General features: G+C 71.5%; 14 protein-coding genes. 7 read left to right on the top strand and 7 right to left on the bottom strand.

Translation table 11 applies throughout. The features are described from left to right. Window positions 1-50 precede the first annotated feature (50 nt). The 4 genes from LRP67_RS13880 to LRP67_RS13865 all read left to right on the top strand — a co-directional run bounded on the left by LRP67_RS13880 (window position 51) and on the right by LRP67_RS13865 (window position 5539). Complete coding sequence (locus LRP67_RS13880; RefSeq protein ID WP_231270758.1) at window positions 51-1154, top strand: acyl-CoA dehydrogenase family protein; 1104 nt, start codon at window positions 51-53, stop codon at window positions 1152-1154. 11 nt (window positions 1155-1165) lie between these two features. Further along, entirely contained in the window at window positions 1166-2725 is a 1560-nt protein-coding gene (locus tag LRP67_RS13875) for a long-chain-fatty-acid--CoA ligase (protein ID WP_231270757.1), read from the top strand. 481 nt (window positions 2726-3206) lie between these two features. Beyond that, a complete protein-coding gene (locus LRP67_RS13870) occupies window positions 3207-4331 on the top strand; it encodes an HNH endonuclease signature motif containing protein (protein ID WP_231270756.1) in 1125 nt (374 codons plus the stop codon). A gap of 140 nt (window positions 4332-4471) precedes the next feature. Beyond that, entirely contained in the window at window positions 4472-5539 is a 1068-nt protein-coding gene (locus LRP67_RS13865) for a glycoside hydrolase family 6 protein (protein ID WP_231270755.1), read from the top strand. 37 nt (window positions 5540-5576) lie between these two features. On the opposite strand, the gene LRP67_RS13860 is transcribed toward LRP67_RS13865, so the two are convergent. Together LRP67_RS13860 and LRP67_RS13855 are read right to left on the bottom strand one after the other, a co-directional pair. Beyond that, window positions 5577-6680: a nitronate monooxygenase family protein gene (locus LRP67_RS13860; RefSeq protein WP_231270754.1), complete on the bottom strand. Its 1104-nt coding sequence runs from the start codon at window positions 6678-6680 to the stop codon at window positions 5577-5579. Then, entirely contained in the window at window positions 6661-8331 is a 1671-nt protein-coding gene (locus tag LRP67_RS13855; protein WP_231270753.1) for an acyl-CoA synthetase, read from the bottom strand. The genes LRP67_RS13860 and LRP67_RS13855 overlap by 20 nt, the downstream gene beginning before the upstream one ends. 45 nt (window positions 8332-8376) lie before the next feature. Here LRP67_RS13855 and LRP67_RS13850 point away from each other — a divergent pair, with 45 nt between their 5' ends. After that, the gene (locus tag LRP67_RS13850; RefSeq protein WP_231270752.1) at window positions 8377-9198 is read left to right on the top strand and encodes a crotonase/enoyl-CoA hydratase family protein; all 822 of its coding nucleotides are present in this window, start codon (window positions 8377-8379) and stop codon (window positions 9196-9198) included. Here LRP67_RS13850 and LRP67_RS13845 read toward each other — a convergent pair. From LRP67_RS13845 to LRP67_RS13825, 5 genes are read right to left on the bottom strand one after another with little or no spacing between them, the layout of a single operon-like run. After that, window positions 9185-11473, bottom strand: coding sequence for a beta-glucosidase (locus LRP67_RS13845; RefSeq protein WP_231270751.1), 2289 nt, complete (start codon window positions 11471-11473; stop codon window positions 9185-9187). The two genes, LRP67_RS13850 and LRP67_RS13845, sit on opposite strands and share 14 nt — an antisense overlap. Then, window positions 11470-12558 (bottom strand): LacI family DNA-binding transcriptional regulator, encoded by a 1089-nt coding sequence (locus LRP67_RS13840; RefSeq protein WP_231270750.1) that lies wholly within the window; start codon window positions 12556-12558, stop codon window positions 11470-11472. Before LRP67_RS13840 ends, LRP67_RS13845 begins: the two co-directional genes overlap by 4 nt. Continuing rightward, window positions 12555-13394, bottom strand: a complete 840-nt coding sequence (locus LRP67_RS13835) for a carbohydrate ABC transporter permease (RefSeq protein WP_231270749.1) — start codon at window positions 13392-13394, stop codon at window positions 12555-12557. The genes LRP67_RS13840 and LRP67_RS13835 overlap by 4 nt, the downstream gene beginning before the upstream one ends. Window positions 13395-13429: 35 nt before the next feature. Next, window positions 13430-14278 (bottom strand): carbohydrate ABC transporter permease, encoded by an 849-nt coding sequence (locus tag LRP67_RS13830; RefSeq protein ID WP_231270748.1) that lies wholly within the window; start codon window positions 14276-14278, stop codon window positions 13430-13432. Window positions 14279-14330: 52 nt separating this feature from the next. Beyond that, window positions 14331-15620 carry an ABC transporter substrate-binding protein gene (locus LRP67_RS13825; protein ID WP_231270747.1) on the bottom strand — a complete coding sequence of 430 codons (1290 nt, stop codon included), beginning with the start codon at window positions 15618-15620 and terminating at the stop codon, window positions 14331-14333. 156 nt (window positions 15621-15776) lie between these two features. Here LRP67_RS13825 and LRP67_RS21910 point away from each other — a divergent pair, with 156 nt between their 5' ends. Then, window positions 15777-16472: a DUF3137 domain-containing protein gene (locus LRP67_RS21910; RefSeq protein WP_231270746.1), complete on the top strand. Its 696-nt coding sequence runs from the start codon at window positions 15777-15779 to the stop codon at window positions 16470-16472. Continuing rightward, window positions 16472-17029, top strand: coding sequence for a LemA family protein (locus LRP67_RS13815; RefSeq protein ID WP_231270745.1), 558 nt, complete (start codon window positions 16472-16474; stop codon window positions 17027-17029). Before LRP67_RS21910 ends, LRP67_RS13815 begins: the two co-directional genes overlap by 1 nt. The last annotated feature ends 2 nt before the right edge of the window (window positions 17030-17031 follow it).

The raw sequence follows: 17031 nt of genomic DNA, 5'->3' as shown, positions 1-17031 counted from the left end.
GGCCCGCTCGGGCCGAGCCTCGAGACCCGGTGAACCCGAAAGGAAACCCGATGGACTTCACCTTCACCCCCGAGCAGGACGAGGCCGCGTTCCTGGCGGCGCAGATACTCGAGGACCGCACCACGATCGACCGGCTCCAGGAGGTCGAGGCCGGCGGCGACCGGTTCGACCGCGCGCTGTGGGGCGAGCTGGGCTCGGCCGGCCTGCTGTCGCTCGCCGTGCCCGAGGAGCATGGCGGCGCCGGTCTCGGTCTCGTCGAGCTGTGCCGGGTGCTGGTCGAGGTCGGTCGCACCGTGGCGCCGGTGCCGCTCGCCGTCCACGGCGCGGCGGCCCTGCTGCTGGCCGAGCTCGGCAGCGACGAGCAGCGGGCGGCCTGGCTGCCCGGCGCCGCCACCGGCGAGAGCGTGCTGACCGCGGCCGTCGCCGAGGAGCGCGCCCACCTGCCCGCCCGTCCGACGGTGACGGCATCGCCCGATGGGGACGGCTGGACCCTGTCGGGCTCCAAGGCGGTCGTGCGGGCCGGTCTCGCTGCGGCGGCGGTCCTGGTCACGGCCACGGCCCCCGACGGCGTCGGGGTCTTCCTGGTGGAGCCGGGGGCGGGCGGCGTCGACCTCGTCGGGCAGCACACGAGCGACGGCGACGCGGTCGCGCGGCTCGACCTGGCGCGCGCGCCCGGCGCGCCCGTCGGTACGCCGGACGGCAACGCCGCAAAGCGGCTCGGGCACCTGCTGACCGTCTGCTCGGCCGCCGAGCAGCTGGGCGTCGCGGAGGGCTCGCTGGCCCTGACGGCGGCGTACGCGAAGACGCGCGAGCAGTTCGGCCGGCCGATCGGCAGCTTCCAGGCGGTCTCGCAACGGCTCGCCGACGGCTACATCGACGTCCTGGCGCAGCGCCTCACCCTGTGGGCCGCCGTGTGGCGGCTCTCCGAGGGCCTGCCGGCCGAGACCGAGGTGGCGACCGCGAAGCTCTGGGCGGCCGACGCCGGCCACCGACTCGCGCACACGACCGTCCACGTGCACGGGGGCGTCGGCATCGACCTCGACGGCGAGGCGCACCGCTACTTCACCAGCGCCAAGCGCTTCGAGTTCCTCTTCGGCGGCGCCACCGAGCAGGCCCTGACCATCGGCCGCGCGCTCGCGACCGAGCCCGCCTGAGAGGGCCGGCGATGAGCGAGGAGCAGCTGACCGTCCGCAACCAGCTTCTGGCGCGGCGCGGCGAGACACACGCGGGACTGCTGTTCGGGGACCACTCCTGGACCTGGGACGAGGTGGTGATCGCCTCGTGCGTGAGGTCCGCGGTCGTCGCCTCGCTGCTGCCGCCCGGCGAGCCGCCGCACGTGGGCGTGCTGCTCGACAACACCCCGGACTTCTCGTTCCTGCTGGGCGGTGCGGCGCTCGGTGGCCAGGTGGTGGTCGGGCTGAACCCGACCCGCCGCGGTCCCGGCCTCGCGGCCGACGTCGCGCGCGCGGACTGCCAGGTCGTGGTCGCGGACTCGACCTACGCGGCCCTGCTGGACGACGTCGACGTGCCCGTGCTCCTGACCGACGGGCCGGCGTGGGCGGGGCTGCTCGCGGAGCACGCGGGCGCCGGCGTACCCCAGGTCGAGGTCGGGCAGGACGACCTGATGATGCTGATCTTCACCTCCGGCACGTCGGGCGAGCCCAAGGCCGTCAACATCACCCAGGTGAAGGTCGCGTTCCCGGGTCTCTTCCTCGCCGACCGGTTCGGCCTGGGCCCCGACCACGTCGCCTACCTGTCGATGCCGATGTTCCACTCCAACGCGATCATGGCCGGCTGGGCGCCGGCGCTCGCGTCCGGCACGACGATGGCGCTGGCGCCGCGGTTCAGCGCCTCCGGCTTCCTGAGCGACGTACGGCGCTACGGAGCGACGTACGCCAACTACGTCGGCAAGCCGCTCACCTACATCATGGCCACGCCCGAGCGGCCCGACGACGCGGACAACCCGCTGCGCATCGTCTTCGGCAACGAGGCCAACGAGCGCGACATCGACGCCTTCGGCCGGCGCTTCGGCTGCGTCGTCGTCGACTCCTACTCCTCGACGGAGAACGCCGTCGTCGTGCAGCGGGTGCCGGACATGCCGCCGGGCTCGCTCGGGAGGCCGCTCGACGGGGTGAAGGTGCTCGACCCGGTGACGACCCAGGAGACGCCGGACGCGGAGTTCGGGACGCACGGCGAGCTGCTCAACGCCGACGCGGCGACCGGGGAGCTGGTCAACGTCCAGGGCGCCGGCGCCTTTGCCGGCTACTACAAGGACCCCGACGCGGAGTCGGAGCGGATGCGCGGCGGTAGGTACTGGTCCGGCGACCTGGCCTACCGCGACGCCGACGGCTTCGTCTACTTCGCCGGCCGCACCGCCGACTGGCTGCGCGTCGACGGCGAGAACCTCGCCGCCGCCCCCATCGAGCGGATCCTGCTGCGCCACCCGGCGATCTCCGAGGCGGCCGTCTACGCCGTCCCCGACGAGTCCGTGGGCGATCAGGTCATGGCCTCGCTGATCACCCTGTCCCCGCTGGGTCCTGACGACCTGGAGTCCTTCCTCGCCGACCAGCCCGACCTGTCGCCCAAGGCCTGGCCGCGCTACGTGAAGCTCGTCGACACCCTCCCCCGCACCGCCACCAACAAGGTCCTCAAGCGCCAGCTGTCCGCCGCCGGCGCCGCCGACCCCACCTGGACCCGCGACCCCCGCGGCACCACCTACCGCTGACGACCCGACTGTCTCTTGCGTGCAGCCTCGCCGGCTCCCTCGCACCTCGACCGCCGAAGAGGGCCGCCGCCCTCGGTGGTCGAGGTGCGAGCGAAGCGAGCCTCGAGACCCGGTCGGCCGGGAAGGAAACGTGCGGTACGGCGGTCGGCTCGCGGGGGTCTCGAGGCTCAGGCGTTGCACGCCTTCGCACCTCGACCACCGAGACGAGAAAGTTCCAAGACCCCTTGTGGATAAAGGCATTCTCGGCGCCTTCGACTGTCGGTGGCGGGTGCTTGAGTAGACCCATGACCACCCCCGGACCCGACCAGAGCAGGCAACTGCTCGACGGTGTCCGCGCCGAAACCCAAGCAGCCACCGACGCCGAGCTACGACGCGTCCACCTCTCGTCCATGACTGGTGCTCGATCCACGAGACCCACGACGAAGACGACGCCGCGTTCGGCGACCACGGCATCCCCCTCGCCGGACCCGGCGCACCCTGGGTGTCGGAGTTCGCGGTCATGGAGCTCGGCGCCGCCCTGGGGATGTCCACCGACTCCGCCAAGCGCTACGTCGGCGCCGCCCTCGAGATCCGATACCGCCTCCCCAGGATCTGGGCGCGCGTCGAGGCCGGTCAGCTCGGGTTCTGGAAGGCCCGGTGGATCGCCGAGCACACCATGTGCCTACCGATGGCGGGTGCGGCGTTCGTGGACCAGCAGGTCGGCTACTGCGCGCACAAGGTCTCCTACGCCGAGGTCGAACGACAGATCACCACCGCGATGGCCAGGTTCGACCCCGAGCAGGCCGAGAAACTACGCCGCCAAGCCGCCGACGGACGCAAGCTCGACATCCACACCCACGCCATGTCCCTCGAAGGGACCATCGAGGTCAACGGCACCCTGGACGCCCAAGACGCCCTCGACCTCGACACCGCGATCAACCGCCTCGCCGCGCACCGCAAGGCCGCCGGGTCCACCGAGTCGTTGGACGTACGACGCGCCCAGGCCGCCGGTGACCTCGCCCGCGGCCAAGACACGCTGCCCTTCGACCAGGACGCCCAGGACGCCCAGGAGCGTGAGGGTGGTTTCGAGACAGGACTTCGTCCTTCCTCAACCACCGAGGGCATCAAGATCACCCGAGTGATCGACCTGCACGTCCACCAGGCCGGGGTGTTCGGGGACCCGAACGTCGTCGTCGGACGAGCCGGGCGCAAACCGGTGCTCCTCGAGACCATCCGCGAGTGGTGCGGCGCACCCGACACCGTCATCAACCTCAAGCCCGTCAGAGACCTCGCCGAGCACCTCCACGTCGCCAGCTACGAGCACCCAGCCCGGCTCATCGAGCAGGACGACCTCATCGACCACCACTGCGTCTTCCCCTGGTGCACCAGAGCGGCCGAGCGGTGCGACCACGACCACGTCACCCCCTACCAACGCGGCGGACCGACCTGCTCGTGCAACTCCGCACCCCTGTGCCGCGGGCACCACCGCCTGAAGACCCACGGCCGCTGGACCTACGACGTCCTCGACCGCGGCACCTATGTCTGGCACTCACCCCACGGCCACACCTACCGCCGCAACCACACCGGCACCGAACCATTGCCGATTCCCAGTCGCCAGAGACCCTGAGCGCCCCACACCCCGCCACTCGCGGGGCCACCGGCCTGTCCGCCTCACGAATGCGCGTCTGGTGCGTGGCCCGGGTTGCCGACTGGCTGCTCTGCGTCCAAAGTCGAGACTGGCGCACGTCGAGCCCCTACCCTGATCCGGTGATCCGCCGCGCGCTCGTCGTCCTCGTGACGCTGGCGGCCGCCCTGACCCTGGCTGCCCCGGCACCCGCGTCGGCCTCCCCCCGCGCCGAGGACACCAACCCGCTCGCCGGCCGCGCCTGGGGTGTGTACGGCGGTCGGGCCGAGCTGGCGTGGCAGCCGTACGTGCGCGCGACCGGCTGGCGCAAGAAGCTGCTCGCCAAGATCGCGCTGCGGCCCAAGGCCAAGTGGTTCGGCGGCTGGATCCCCGACGACAAGATCGCGGGCAAGGTGCGCGAGTACGTCGCCAACGCGACCGGCGGCGACCCCGAGGTCATGGTGTCGATGAGCGTCTTCCGGATGCGGCCGTGGGAGCGCACGGCGTGCAAGCGGCTGCCGACGAAAGAGGAGAAGGCCAGCTACCGGCGGTGGATCAACCGCTTCGCCCGCGCGCTCGGCGACACCCACACGATGCTGGTCCTGCAGCCCGACGGCCCCTTCGCGCTCTGCGCCCCGGGCGGATCGAAGGTGCCCAGCCGGCTGATCGCGTGGAGCGCGCGAGTCCTCAGCGACCTGCCGAACACCCACGTCTATCTCGAGGCGGGCGCCTCCGACTGGCTGCGCGTCGACGAGGCCGTGCAGCTCCTGGTCGACATGGGCGTGGAGCACACCCGCGGGCTCGCGCTCAACACCACCCACTACGACTCCCCCGAGGCCAACATCCGCTACGGAGCCGAGGTCGCCGACCGGCTCGCTACGCGCGGCATGCCCGGCAAGAAGGTCGTCGTCGACACCTCGCAGAGCGGCCGGCCGTTCACCTACCAGGACTGGAGGAGAAATCCCCAGGACCGCGACTACGCCAACGCCGCGCCGTGCCGTAACCGCACCCAGGACCGCTGCGTCACCCTCGGCATCCCGCCGACCGCCGACGTCACCGACCCGGCGACCGGTCTCTCCGCCGAGGTGCGCGAGCTCGCGGGTCGCTACGTCGACGCGTTCGTCTGGTCGGGGCGGCCGTGGCTGTTCATGCAGACCGAGCCGTTCCTGCTCAAGCGCGCGCTCAACATCGCGCGCACGACGCCGTACTGAAGGCCGCCGGCCCTTCACACCTCGACCACCGGCCGGCTCAGATCTCGCCGAGCCTGCGGACGGTGTCCTCGAACTCGGCCACCAGGTCGGCCATGACCTCGGCCACCGGGCGGACGTCGTTCATGCGGCCCACGATCTGGCCGATCGGCATCGAGATGACGTCGGGGTCGTTGGCGGCGCTGATCCGGTGGTGCGCCTGGGCGACCAGCAGGTTCTGCAGCGGCATCGGGAGCGGCGTGGGGGCGCCCTCCTCCTCCCAGGCCTGCGTCCACTTCGTCTTGAGCAGGCGGGCCGGCTTGCCGGTGTAGACGCGCGTACGCACGGTGTCGCTGCTGGTCGCGCGGGTGAACGCCGTCTCCCAGGCCTGGCTGTTGGCGGCGCCCATGAGCTGGTACTCCTGCGTGCCGAGCCAGATCGAGCCCATCCAGACGCCCTGCGACCCGAGCGCGAGCGAGGCGGCGACCTGGCGGCCGGAGCCGATGCCGCCGGCGCCGAGCACGGGTACGTCGGGCCCGACGGCGTCGACGATGTCGGGCTGCAGCACCATGCTGGCGACCTCGCCGGTGTGGCCGCCGGCCTCGTAGCCCTGCGCGACGATGATGTCGACGCCGTTGGCGACGTGGCTGAGCGCGTGCTTGGCGGCGCCGGCGAGCGCGGCGACCTTGATCCCGTGCTCGTGGCACTTCTCGATGACGTCGACCGGCGGCGAGCCCAGCGCGTTGGCGATCAGCACCGGCCGGTGTTGCAGCGCGACGTCGAGGTGTGAGCGGGCCACGGAGTGCAGCCAGCCGAGCACGCCCTCGCGCCCCTCGCCCTCGGGCAGCGGCGGCACGCCGAGCTTGAGCAGCGTCTGGTCGACGAACCGCTTGTGCTCCTCGGGGATCATCGCCCCGAGGTCCAGCGAGGTGCCCTCGGTGGGGATCGTCATCGGCATGACGATGTCGACGCCGTACGGCTTGCCGTCGGTGTGGTCGTCGAGCCAGGTGAGGACCCGCTCGAGATCCTCGGCGTCGTTGAACCGCACGCAGCCCAACACGCCCAGGCCGCCCGCGCGAGAGACCGCGGCGGCGACGTGCTCGGAGGGAGTGAAGGCGAAGATCGGGTACTCGGTCCCGAACTCCTCACATAGCGGCGTCCGCATCCGGCACCTCCGCCGCCGTCCGCCCCGACCGGGTGGCCAGGGCCATCTGCTTCGCCTTGGGGTACTGCGCCTTGCCCGTCGCGTTGCGTGGGATCTCGGGCACCAGCGTCAGCGCCCGCGGCAGCTTGTAGCCCGACAGCGACGCACGCAAGAAGGTGCGCAGCTCCTCCAGCTCGACCGTCTGGCCATCGCGGGGCTGCACGACCGCGGCGACCGCCTGACCGTACTTGTCGTCGGGGACGCCGACCACGAGGCAGTCGTAGACGGCGGGGTGGCCCTTGATCGCCATCTCCACCTCCTCGGGGTAGACCTTCTCGCCGCCGGTGTTGACGCAGTTGGAGCCGCGACCGAGCAGGGTCACGCGGCCGTCGGTCTCGATGCGCACGAAGTCGCCCGGCACGGAGTAGCGCTCGCCGTCGATCTGCAGGAAGGTCTTGGCCGACTTCTCGGGATCCTTGTAGTAGCCCACCGGCACCGACCCGCCGCGGCCCAGGCGGCCGATCCTGCCGACGTTCGTAGCCAGGTCCAGCACGTGGTCGTCGTCGCCGATGACCACGCTGGCCGGCCCGAGGCCGACGACCGGGCCGTCGTGGCTGATCGCGTTCTTGTCCTGCATCCCCATGCCTTGGAAGCCGGTCTCCGAGGCCCCCACCGAGTCGGTGAAGACGCTGTTCGGGAAGGCGGCCATCCAGCGCTCCTTCACCGGCGGGCTGAAGATTGCGGCGCTGCTGGAGATCGCGAACAGGCTGGACCCGTCGTACGGGGTACCGGTCGCGGCCTTGCGCTCGTACTCCTCGATCAACGGGCGGGCCATCGCGTCGCCGGTCATGAAGATCAGCTGGACCTGCTCGCGCTCGATGATCTCCCAGGTGCGCTGCGCGTCGAACTTCGGCTCGAGCACCGTCAGGTGCCCGGCGAAGAGATGCATGAGCAGCCCGGCCTGCGCCCCACCGTGCATCAGCGGGCTGAGCGGGAAGGTCACCATCCGTGGGTCGGTGGCCTGCTTCGACTGGTCATACTCCTCCAGCGGCTCACCGGTGTAGAAGTCGATGCCGCCGCCGAGCACCCGCCAGAAGTCCTCGTGGCGCCACATGACGCCCTTGGGGAAGCCCGTGGTGCCGCCGGTGTAGATGATGTGGAGGTCGTCGGCGCTGCGCTCGCCGAAGTCGCGCTCCTCGCTCTGGCCCTCCAGGGCCTTCTCCAGGGTCACGCCGCCGAACGGCGACAGGTCGGCGTCGTTGTCCGGGTCGAGGACGTCGGGGATCGCGACGAACGTCGTCAGCCGCTCGTGGTTCGGCGCGCACGCGGCCACCAGCGGCGCGTACGTGCGCTCGTGGATCAGCGCGACGACGTCGGCGTTGTCGAAGAGGTAGTTGAGCTCGCCCTCGACGTAGCGGTAGTTGACGTTGATGTTGACCGCGCGCACCTTGACCACGGCCAGAACCGCGACGACGTGCTCGACGCTGTTCTTGGCGTAGACGGCCACGTGGTCGCCGGCCCCGATGCCACGCGAGGCCAGGTAGTGCGCCAGCTTGTTGGCCTCACGCTCCAGCTCGCCGTACGTGACGACTCGCTCCCCCACCTTCAAGGCGCGGTTGTCGGGCGCAGCGTCGACGGCGTGCTCGAAGAGATCGGCGATGTTCAGGGCCACGCCGCGAGACTAGAACACGTTCTTGTTTTTCGCTAGCCTCGCGGCATGAGCAGCCAGGACACCGCCCGCGAGGCCACCGAGCCCGCCCCGCACTGCCTCGTCGAGCAGGTCGGCCACACCCTGGTGGTGACCATGAACCGCCCCGAGGCCCGCAACGCGCTCTCCGGCGAGATGCTCGCGATCATGGGTGAGGCGTGGGACCGGGTGAACTCCGACGACTCGGTGCGCGTCTGCATCCTCACCGGCGCCGGCGGGTACTTCTGCGCCGGCGCCGACCTCAAGGCCATGGACTCCCGTCCCCCGTCGGCCAGCTTCGACTCCGGCGACTTCGACCCCTCGGTGATCAAGCCCCTGCTCAAGGGGTTTCGCCTCACCAAGCCGCTCATCGCCGCGGTCGAGGGCCCCGCGGTCGCCGGCGGCACCGAGATCCTGCAGGGCACCGACATCCGCGTGGCCGGCGAGTCCGCGAGGTTCGGCGTCACCGAGGCCCGCTGGAGCCTCTACCCGCTGGGCGGCTCCGCCGTGCGCCTGATCCGACAGCTGCCCTACACCGTCGCCGCCGAGCTGCTCCTCACCGGCCGCACCATGACGGCCCTCGAGGCCAAGGGGGTCGGCCTCATCGGCCACGTCGTCCCCGACGGCACCGCCCTCGCCAAGGCGCACGAGCTCGCCGAGCTCATCGCCGCCAACGGCCCGCTGGCCGTCCAGGCGATCCTCAGGACCATGCGTGACTCCGAGGGCAGGCACGAGGACGACTGCTGGGCCGACGACGCCCGCGTCGGCGCCGCCGTCTTCGCCTCGAACGACGCCAAGGAGGGCCCCCGCGCGTTCGCCGAGAAGCGCGCGCCGCAGTTCACGGGGACCTGAGGGTCACCTTCGGCTCGAGCGCGCGGTCGTGGCCGACCTGGCGGGAGGAGCCGGCGAGGTCGAGGGCGACGACGCCACGGATGTCCTCACTGGACGCACCGACCCGCAGCTCGACCGCTCCCGGCTCGACCACCCGCACGAGGTCCCTGCCGGTGAAGGAGGTCAGGTCCGCGTGGAGATCGAAGCGCACACGGGCCCGCTCCCCCGGCGCCAGGTCGACCCGGGCGGCCCCGACCAGCTGCTGGACGGGACGGACCACCGACGAGACCGGGTCGTGCAGGTAGACCTGGACGACCTCGGAGACGTCACGGTCGGCGTCGTTGGCCAGCTCGACCTCGACGCCGGTGGCGCCGCCGGTGTCCCAGCGGGATCCGGACGTGCCGATGACGGAGACCCAGGTGGCGCAGGCGTAGGACAGGCCGTGCCCGAACGGGTAGAGCGGCGTGGGGTCGACGCTGCTCACGTCGGTGAGGCGGGCCAGGGTCGGCGAGAGGTAGGTCCACGGCTGGGTCGAGCCGGCGTCGGGGAAGCTCACGGGCAGCCGACCGGACGGGTTGACCCGGCCGGACAGCACGTCCGCGATCGCCTGGGCGCCCTCCTCTCCGGGGAAGAAGCCGCACACCAGCCCCGCCAGCCGCGGCGCGAAGGCGCTGACGTCGTAGGGGCGGCCGACGAGCAGCACCGCCACGACGGGGGTGCCGGTCTCCAGCAGCGCCTCGAGCAGCTCCTCCTGGCGGCCCGGGAGCCGCAGGTCCGGTACGTCGCAGCCCTCCCCGGAGGTGCCGCGGCCGAAGAGCCCGGCCTGATCGCCCAGGACGACCACGCACACGTCGGCCGCCGCCGCCGTCGCGGCGGCGGACGCCAGGTCGGCGTCGTCGCCGCCGAGGACGGGGCAGCCGAGCTCGTAGGAGACCTCATAGGTATCGGCCAGCGCCTCGCGCACCGTGCGGATGACGACGCCGTCCTCGACCTCGGGGTGGTGCACGAGCACGTGCATCGGGAAGGCATAGCAGCCCTGCATCGCCTGCGGGGTGTCCGCGCGCGGGCCGACGACGGCGACCCGGACGCCGTCGCGCAGCGGCAGCACGCCGTCGTTGGCGAGCAGCACGACCGAGCGCTGCGCGACCTCGAGCGCCACCGCGCGGGACTCGGGCCGGTCGAGGTCCACGTCGGCCGGCTCGGGCGGCGCCCAGCCGGGGTCGAGGAGCCCGAGCTCGCACTTCTGCCGCAGCACCCGCGTCAGTGCGCGGTCGACCACCTTCTCGTCCACCAGCCCCTCGGCGACCGCGGCCAGGAGCGGCTCGTCGTAGGCCTTGGGCGAGGGCAGCTCGATGTCGATCCCCGCCTCCAGCGCGAGGCGGGCCGCCTCGCCGAGGTCACCGGCGACGCGGTGCAGGCTCTCGAGGAACGCGACCGAGAAGTAGTCGGCGGCGACCGTGCCCTCGAAGCCCAGCTGGTCGCGCAGCAGGGTCGTCAACAGCTCGGGGTCGGCGGCGGCGGGGACGCCGTCGATGTCGGTGTAGGAGTTCATCACCGAGCGGGCGCCGGCCCGCAGCGCCATCTCGAAGGGCGGCAGGAACACGTCGGCCAGCTCGCGGGGGCCAGCGGACACGGGCGCGAGGTTGCGCGCGGCGCGGGAGGCGGAGTAGCTCAGGAAGTGCTTGAGGGTGGCCACCACTCCCCCGGACTCGAGCCCGCGCACGTAGGCGCTGCCGACGAGCCCCACCAGGAACGGGTCCTCGCCCAGTGTCTCCTCCACGCGCCCCCAGCGCGCGTCGCGCACGACGTCGAGCACCGGAGCCAGGCCCTGGTGCACCCCGAGGTCGCGCATGGACGCGGCGATCTGCCCGGCCATGCGCTCGACGAGCGGGGGGTCGAAGGTCGCCGCCCAGCACAGGGGCGAGGGGTAGATGGTCGCGCCCCAGACGGCCAGGCCGGTCAGGCACTCCTCGTGCGCCTGGGCCGGGATGCCGAAGCGGTTGGCGGCGACGACGTCACGCTGGCGCTGGGCCAGCAGCTCCAGCCCCTCACGGGGGGCCAGGGGCCCGGTGCCGAAGGTGCGGGTCAGCTGGCCCAGGCCGTCCTCGATCAGCTCGTCCCAGTCGGGCTGGGGCCCCAGCGTCTCGCGCAGCATCGGCGCCATCCCGCCGGCCTCGGGGTCGAGCCACCAGATGCCGGAGAGCTGGCTCACCTTCTCGCGCAGGGTCATCCGCGGCATCAGGTCCGCGACGCGGGCCTCGGTGCTCGCGGTGGGGTCGCGCCAGAGCTCGGTCATGGGGTGCCTCCCGGGGCGGCGGTGGAGCGACGTCGGACGAGCGTCGTCTCGAGGGTCACGTGCGTGTGGGCGAGCTCCTCGCCGGCGATCAGCGCCACCAGCATCTCGACCGCGTCGTGGCCCATCTGACGGATCGGCTGCTGCACCGTGGTCAGCGGAGGGCGCGACAGCGCGGAGTCGGGGATGTTGTCGAAGCCCACGACCGAGAGCCGCTCGGGCACCTCGAGGCCGAGCTCGGCGGCGACCTCCAGTGCGGCCAGCGCGGAGGCGTCGTTGGCCGCGAAGATCGCGGTGGGCGGCTGCGGCAGCGCCAGCAGCTCGCGAGCCGCGTCGCCGGCCTGGGCGGCCTCGAACGCGCCCAGGCGCAGCAACGACTCGTCGACAGGGACGCCGGCGGCGGCGTGCGCCTCGCGGTAGCCGCGCTCGCGCAGGCGGGCCGAGATCAGGTCGGGGCGGCCGGTGACCATGCCGATGCGCCGGTGTCCCAGCTCCAGCAGGTGGTCGACGCCGAGCCGCGCGCCCTGCAGGTTGTCCGCGGTGACGGTCGGCAGACTGGAGCGCCCGGTGTGCGGGTCGACCGCGACGATCGGCCCGTCGTACTGCACGTCGGTGACGGTCGGGGTCACGAGGACCGCACCGTCGACCAGGGTGCCCATGACCCGTGACAGGTAGCGGCGCTCCCAGCCGACGTGCTCGTCGACGCGCCCGCCGGCCGAGTAGGCGACCAGCTCGAAGCCGGTGTCGCGGATCGCGTCGGCCGCACCCTTGAGCACCTCGGTGCTGAACGGCTCGAAGTCGGCGACCAGCACGCCGAGCACGTTGGTGCGGCTGTTGCGCAGGCTGCGAGCGACCAGGCTGGCCTCGTAGCCAAGCCGGTTGACCACCTCGAACACGTGCGCCGAGGTCTCACTGGCGACGCCGTAGCGGCCGTTGATCACCTTGGACACCGTCGACACCGAGACGCCCGCCTCGGATGCCACCTGCTGCATCGTGACCCGGCCGTTGGTCGAGCGGCGCTCCGTCATCTCGTCCTCTCCGCGGCCGTACATCGGGCCGTTCGTCTGGCCGTTCGTCTGGCCGGTCATCCCTTCACCGCGCCCTGCAGACCGCCGACGATCCGCCGCTGCAGCGCCAGGAACAGCACCAGGGCGGGGATCATCGCGATCGAGGTGAAGGCCAGGACGCCGGCTGTGTCCGCCGAGTGCTCGGTGGAGTAGTCGGCGACGCCGAGGGGCAGCGTACGCATGTCCTGCTGCAGCAGCAGGAGGGGCAGCAGGTAGGCGTTCCACGAGCCGACGAAGGCCAGGACGGCCACCGTCACGAGGCCCGGTCGGGACAGGGGCAGCATCAGCCACCAGAAGATGCCGACCCGCGAGGCGCCGTCCATCAGCGCGGCCTCCTCGAGCTCCCGGGGGATCGCCATCAGGAAGGGACGCAGGATCACCACGGTGATCGGCAGCCAGAACGCCGCCTGCGGCAGCGCGACCCCCCACCAGGTGTTGCCCATCTGCAGGTCGCGGGTGACCAGGATGAACAACGGGATGATCGCCACGGCCGCCGGGAAGAGCAGCCCGAGCACGAACACCATGAACAGCGGCTCGCGCAGCCGGAACTGGTAGCGCGCCAGCGGATAGGCCGCCATCACGCCGCACACAACGGCCACGACGGTGGTGATCACCGCGATGGCCGTGGAGTTGAGGGCGTAGCGCCAGAAGTCCGGGTTGCCGAAGACGCCGTTGTAGTTCTTCAGCAGCCAGGGGTCCGGCAGCCCGGCGGGGTCGGTGGCCAGCTGCTCGTTGCTGCGGAAGCCGCCCAGTGCGCCGTAGACGACCGGTCCCAGCGTCAGGGCGACGACCACCAGCGCGATGCCGTAGGTCAGCGGCCCACCGGCACCGAAGGGGCGCATCCGGCGTGTCGACATCTTCTCCCTGTTCGTTGCGGGCCTGAGCGCCGGGCTCATCGCTCGACCACCGTGTCGCGGCGCAGGATCAGCAGCTGGTAGGCCAGCGCCATCACGAAGCTCACCAGGAACAGCACGACCGAGGCCGCCCCGGCGATGCCGTAGTTGTGGCGCTGGGTGCCCTGGTTGATCAGGTACGTCGCCATCGTCGTCGTCGCGTTGGCCGGGCCGCCGCCGGTCAGCACCCACACCATGTCGAACTGCTGCAGCGAGCCGATCATCGACAAGAACAGCCAGGTGCGGATGGTCGGCCCGAGCAGTGGCAGTGCCACCCGGAGCTGGGTCCGCCACCAGCTGGCCCCGTCGAGCTGCGCCGCCTCGTACAGCTCGTCGGGCACTCCCTGCAGCCCGGCGAGGAAGAGCAGCACCGCCAGGCCGAGGTACTTCCACGTGAGGACCACGAAGAGGGTCGGCAGCGCCAGCTCCGGTGTGCCCAGGAACCCCTGCTCCGGTGGCGTGAGGCCGACGGCCTCGATCAGGCCGTCGACCACGCCGTACTCGGGCTGGAGGAGCTGGAACCAGATGACCGCCGCGATGACCTCGGCCATGACGTAGGGGACGAATACGACGGTGCGCAGCAGCCCGCGGAACCGGATGCTCCGGTTGAGCAGCATCGCGATCGCCAGGCCCAGCGGCAGCTGCACCACCACCGAGGCCACCACGATGACGAAGTTGTGCGCAACCGCGTCGCGGAACACGTCGTCGCCGAGCACCCGCCCGTAGTTGCGCAGCCCGACGAAGTCCTCCATCGGGCCGAAGCCCTTCCAGCGGTAGAAGGACATGCGCACCGCGGACACGATCGGCCACACGACGAACACGCCCATGAGCGCGAGGGCCGGCGTCACGAAGAGGAGGACCTCAAGCCGTTGACGCCAGCCCCCGCGAGTCACGCTCAGCTCAACCCTCGTCGTCGGCGGCCGACTGCGTGGCGGACACGACGTCCTCCGGCGTGGCCTTACCGGCGAAGAGCAGGGCGATCTCGTCGTTCATCGCCCCGCCGATGGACTCTCCGAACGCCGTGTCGAAGTAGAGCTGGACGTACGGCGCCTCGTCGCGCACCTTGAGGAGCTCGGCGAGGGACGGGTTGGCCAGGGAGTCGAACGCAGCCGGGTTGGTCGGCAGCCCCATGTCCTTCTCGGCGAAGCCCTGCTGCACCTCGTCGGAGAGCAGGTACCTGGCGAAGTCGACCGCGACGTCGGGGGCGCCCTCCGGCACCGCCCAGGCGTCGCCGCCACCGAGCTGGGCCGCCGGGTCGCCCTCGCCGCCCTCCACCGCCGGGAAGGGGAACCACCCGGTCTTGTCGCCCAGCCCCTTGCCGTCATCGGTGAGCCCCTGCATCACGCCGGGCTCCCACTGTCCCTGCATCTCCATCGCCACCTTGCCCGTGGCCAGGAGGCCGGACGCCGAGCTCGCGCCCTCCTGCGCGGGGGTGCTGAGGAAGCCCGCGTGGAAGGGCTCGGTCTCGAGGATGTCCTCGACGACCTCCCCCGCCTTCACGAAGCAGGGGTCGGAGAAGTCGCGGCTGGAGACGGCCTCGGTGATGGTGTCCGGCGAGCACGAGCGCACCGCGGTGTAGTACCAGTAGTGGGCTGCGGGCCACTTGTCACCCGCGCCCACGGAGAGGGGCGTGATGTCGGCGGCCTTCAGCTTGTCGATCACGTCGTAGAGCCCCTCCATGGTGGTCGGGGTCTCGGTGATGCCGGCCTGCTCGAACAGGTCGGTGTTGTACCAGAAACCCACGACGCCCAGCGAGAACGGCAGCGCGTAGCTGGTGTCGTCGACCTGCCAGCCGGCCATGGCGACGTCGCCGATCTTGTCGATCTCCTCCGACGCGTCCTCGCTGAGGTCACGGACGAGACCGGCCTCGACGTGGTCGGCCAGCTCGCCGCCGCCGCGCTCCATGTAGACGTCGGGCAGGTCGCCGCCCTGGAAAGCGGCGGCCAGCTTGTCGACCATGTCCTCGTGGGCCATGGCGCTGATCTCGACGTTGACGCCAGGGTTGTCGGCCTCGAAGTCCTTGGCCACCTGCTCGTAGTAGGTCTTGCCGGGGTCGTTGTTCGAGTTGTGCCACCAGGTGATGGTGTCCTCGTCCGCCTCGGACGAGTCGTCGCCGCCGCAGGCCGCTGCGAGCAGCAGCGCTCCGGCGCTGAGCGCGGCGAGGGCCGCGCGTCGGGTCTTCGACCTCATGGGGTTCCTCCGTCCCGCCCCAACGCTCGTTGAGACGTTCGTCACACGGCAAGGTGCCACCGACGGAGTCCCTTGTCAATCGTTGTCGATAACGTTTTCCACTCGGCCTCACGGGAAGTCCCAGTGGTCTGGTCCGCGCTCCTCTAGCCTGCTCCCGTGCTCACGTCACTCTTCGGCGGCAGCTTCGGGCTGCTGTTCCTCGGCTTCACCGCGCTGGTCATCGTGGTGTTCGTCGTCAGCTTGGTCCAGGCCAAGCGGCGGCGCGAGGGGATGACGGCGTTCGCGGCGGCGCGCGGCTGGACCTACCGGGAGTCCGACGACTCCCTGGTCACCCGCTTCAGCGGCGACCCGTTCGGCACCGGCAGCAGCCGGCGGGCGACCAACTGCCTGTACGGCGCCCACGACGGGCGCCCGATGGTGGCGTTCGACTACCGCTACACGACCAGCAGCGGGACCGGCGATGACCACTCCACGGAGACGCACACCTACTCGGTCGTCGCCATGTCGCTGGGCGTCCCCGTGCCGCCCCTCGCCGTGTCGCCCGAAGGGCCGGTGGGTCGGTTCTTCGGACGCCTGACCAACCGCGACATCGAGCTGGAGTCGGAGGACTTCAACCGCGCGTTCACGGTGCTCGCCCACGACCGGAGGTTCGCCTCCGACGTGCTCCACCCGCAGATGATGCAGATGCTGTTGCAGTGGCCGGCGCTCGGCTGGCGCTTCGAGGGCGACTCGATGCTCGTCGTACGCGCCGGAGACCACGAGCCGCACGAGGTCGACGCCACGCTGGCCGTGATGGACGCGATCCTCGACCGAGTGCCCGAGCACGTGTGGCGCACGCTGCGGGGGCAGTGATGGTCGCGCTGGTCATCGCGGCCGCGGCCGTCACGCTGGTCCTCCTGCTGTCCCTGGTGGTGATGTACAACCGCTTCGTGCGCCAGCGAACCCTGGTGGACGAGTCCTGGGGCGGCATCGACGTCGAGCTGACCCGCCGCCACGACCTGATCCCCAACCTGGTCGAGACGGTGCGCGGGTACGCCGCCCACGAGCAGGCGCTGCTGCAGCAGCTCGTCGTCGCCCGGGAGGCCGCCACGGCCCACTCGCGCGACCAGCCCGCACAGCGTGAGTCCTACGAGGACACCCTCGGCGGCGCGATCGCCTCCGTGCTCGTGCGCGCCGAGGCCTACCCCGACCTCAAGGCCCACCACGGCTTCCTCCAGCTGCAGCGCGAGCTCACCCTCACCGAGGACCGGATCGCGGCGGCGAGGCGCTTCTACAACGGCAACGTCCGCGGCTACAACACTCGCGTCCGCACCTTCCCCTCCAACCTGGTCGCGGGGATGTTCGGCTTCACCGCTCGCGACTTCTTCGAGCTGCACGACCCCGCCGCCAGGGCCGCGCCGCAGATCTGAGA

It is taken from the genome of Nocardioides sp. cx-169, from assembly GCF_021083605.1.
Classification (GTDB): domain Bacteria; phylum Actinomycetota; class Actinomycetes; order Propionibacteriales; family Nocardioidaceae; genus Nocardioides.
Note: the sequence above shows the minus strand (reverse complement) of the source record. Positions and strands in the feature narration are given on the sequence as shown.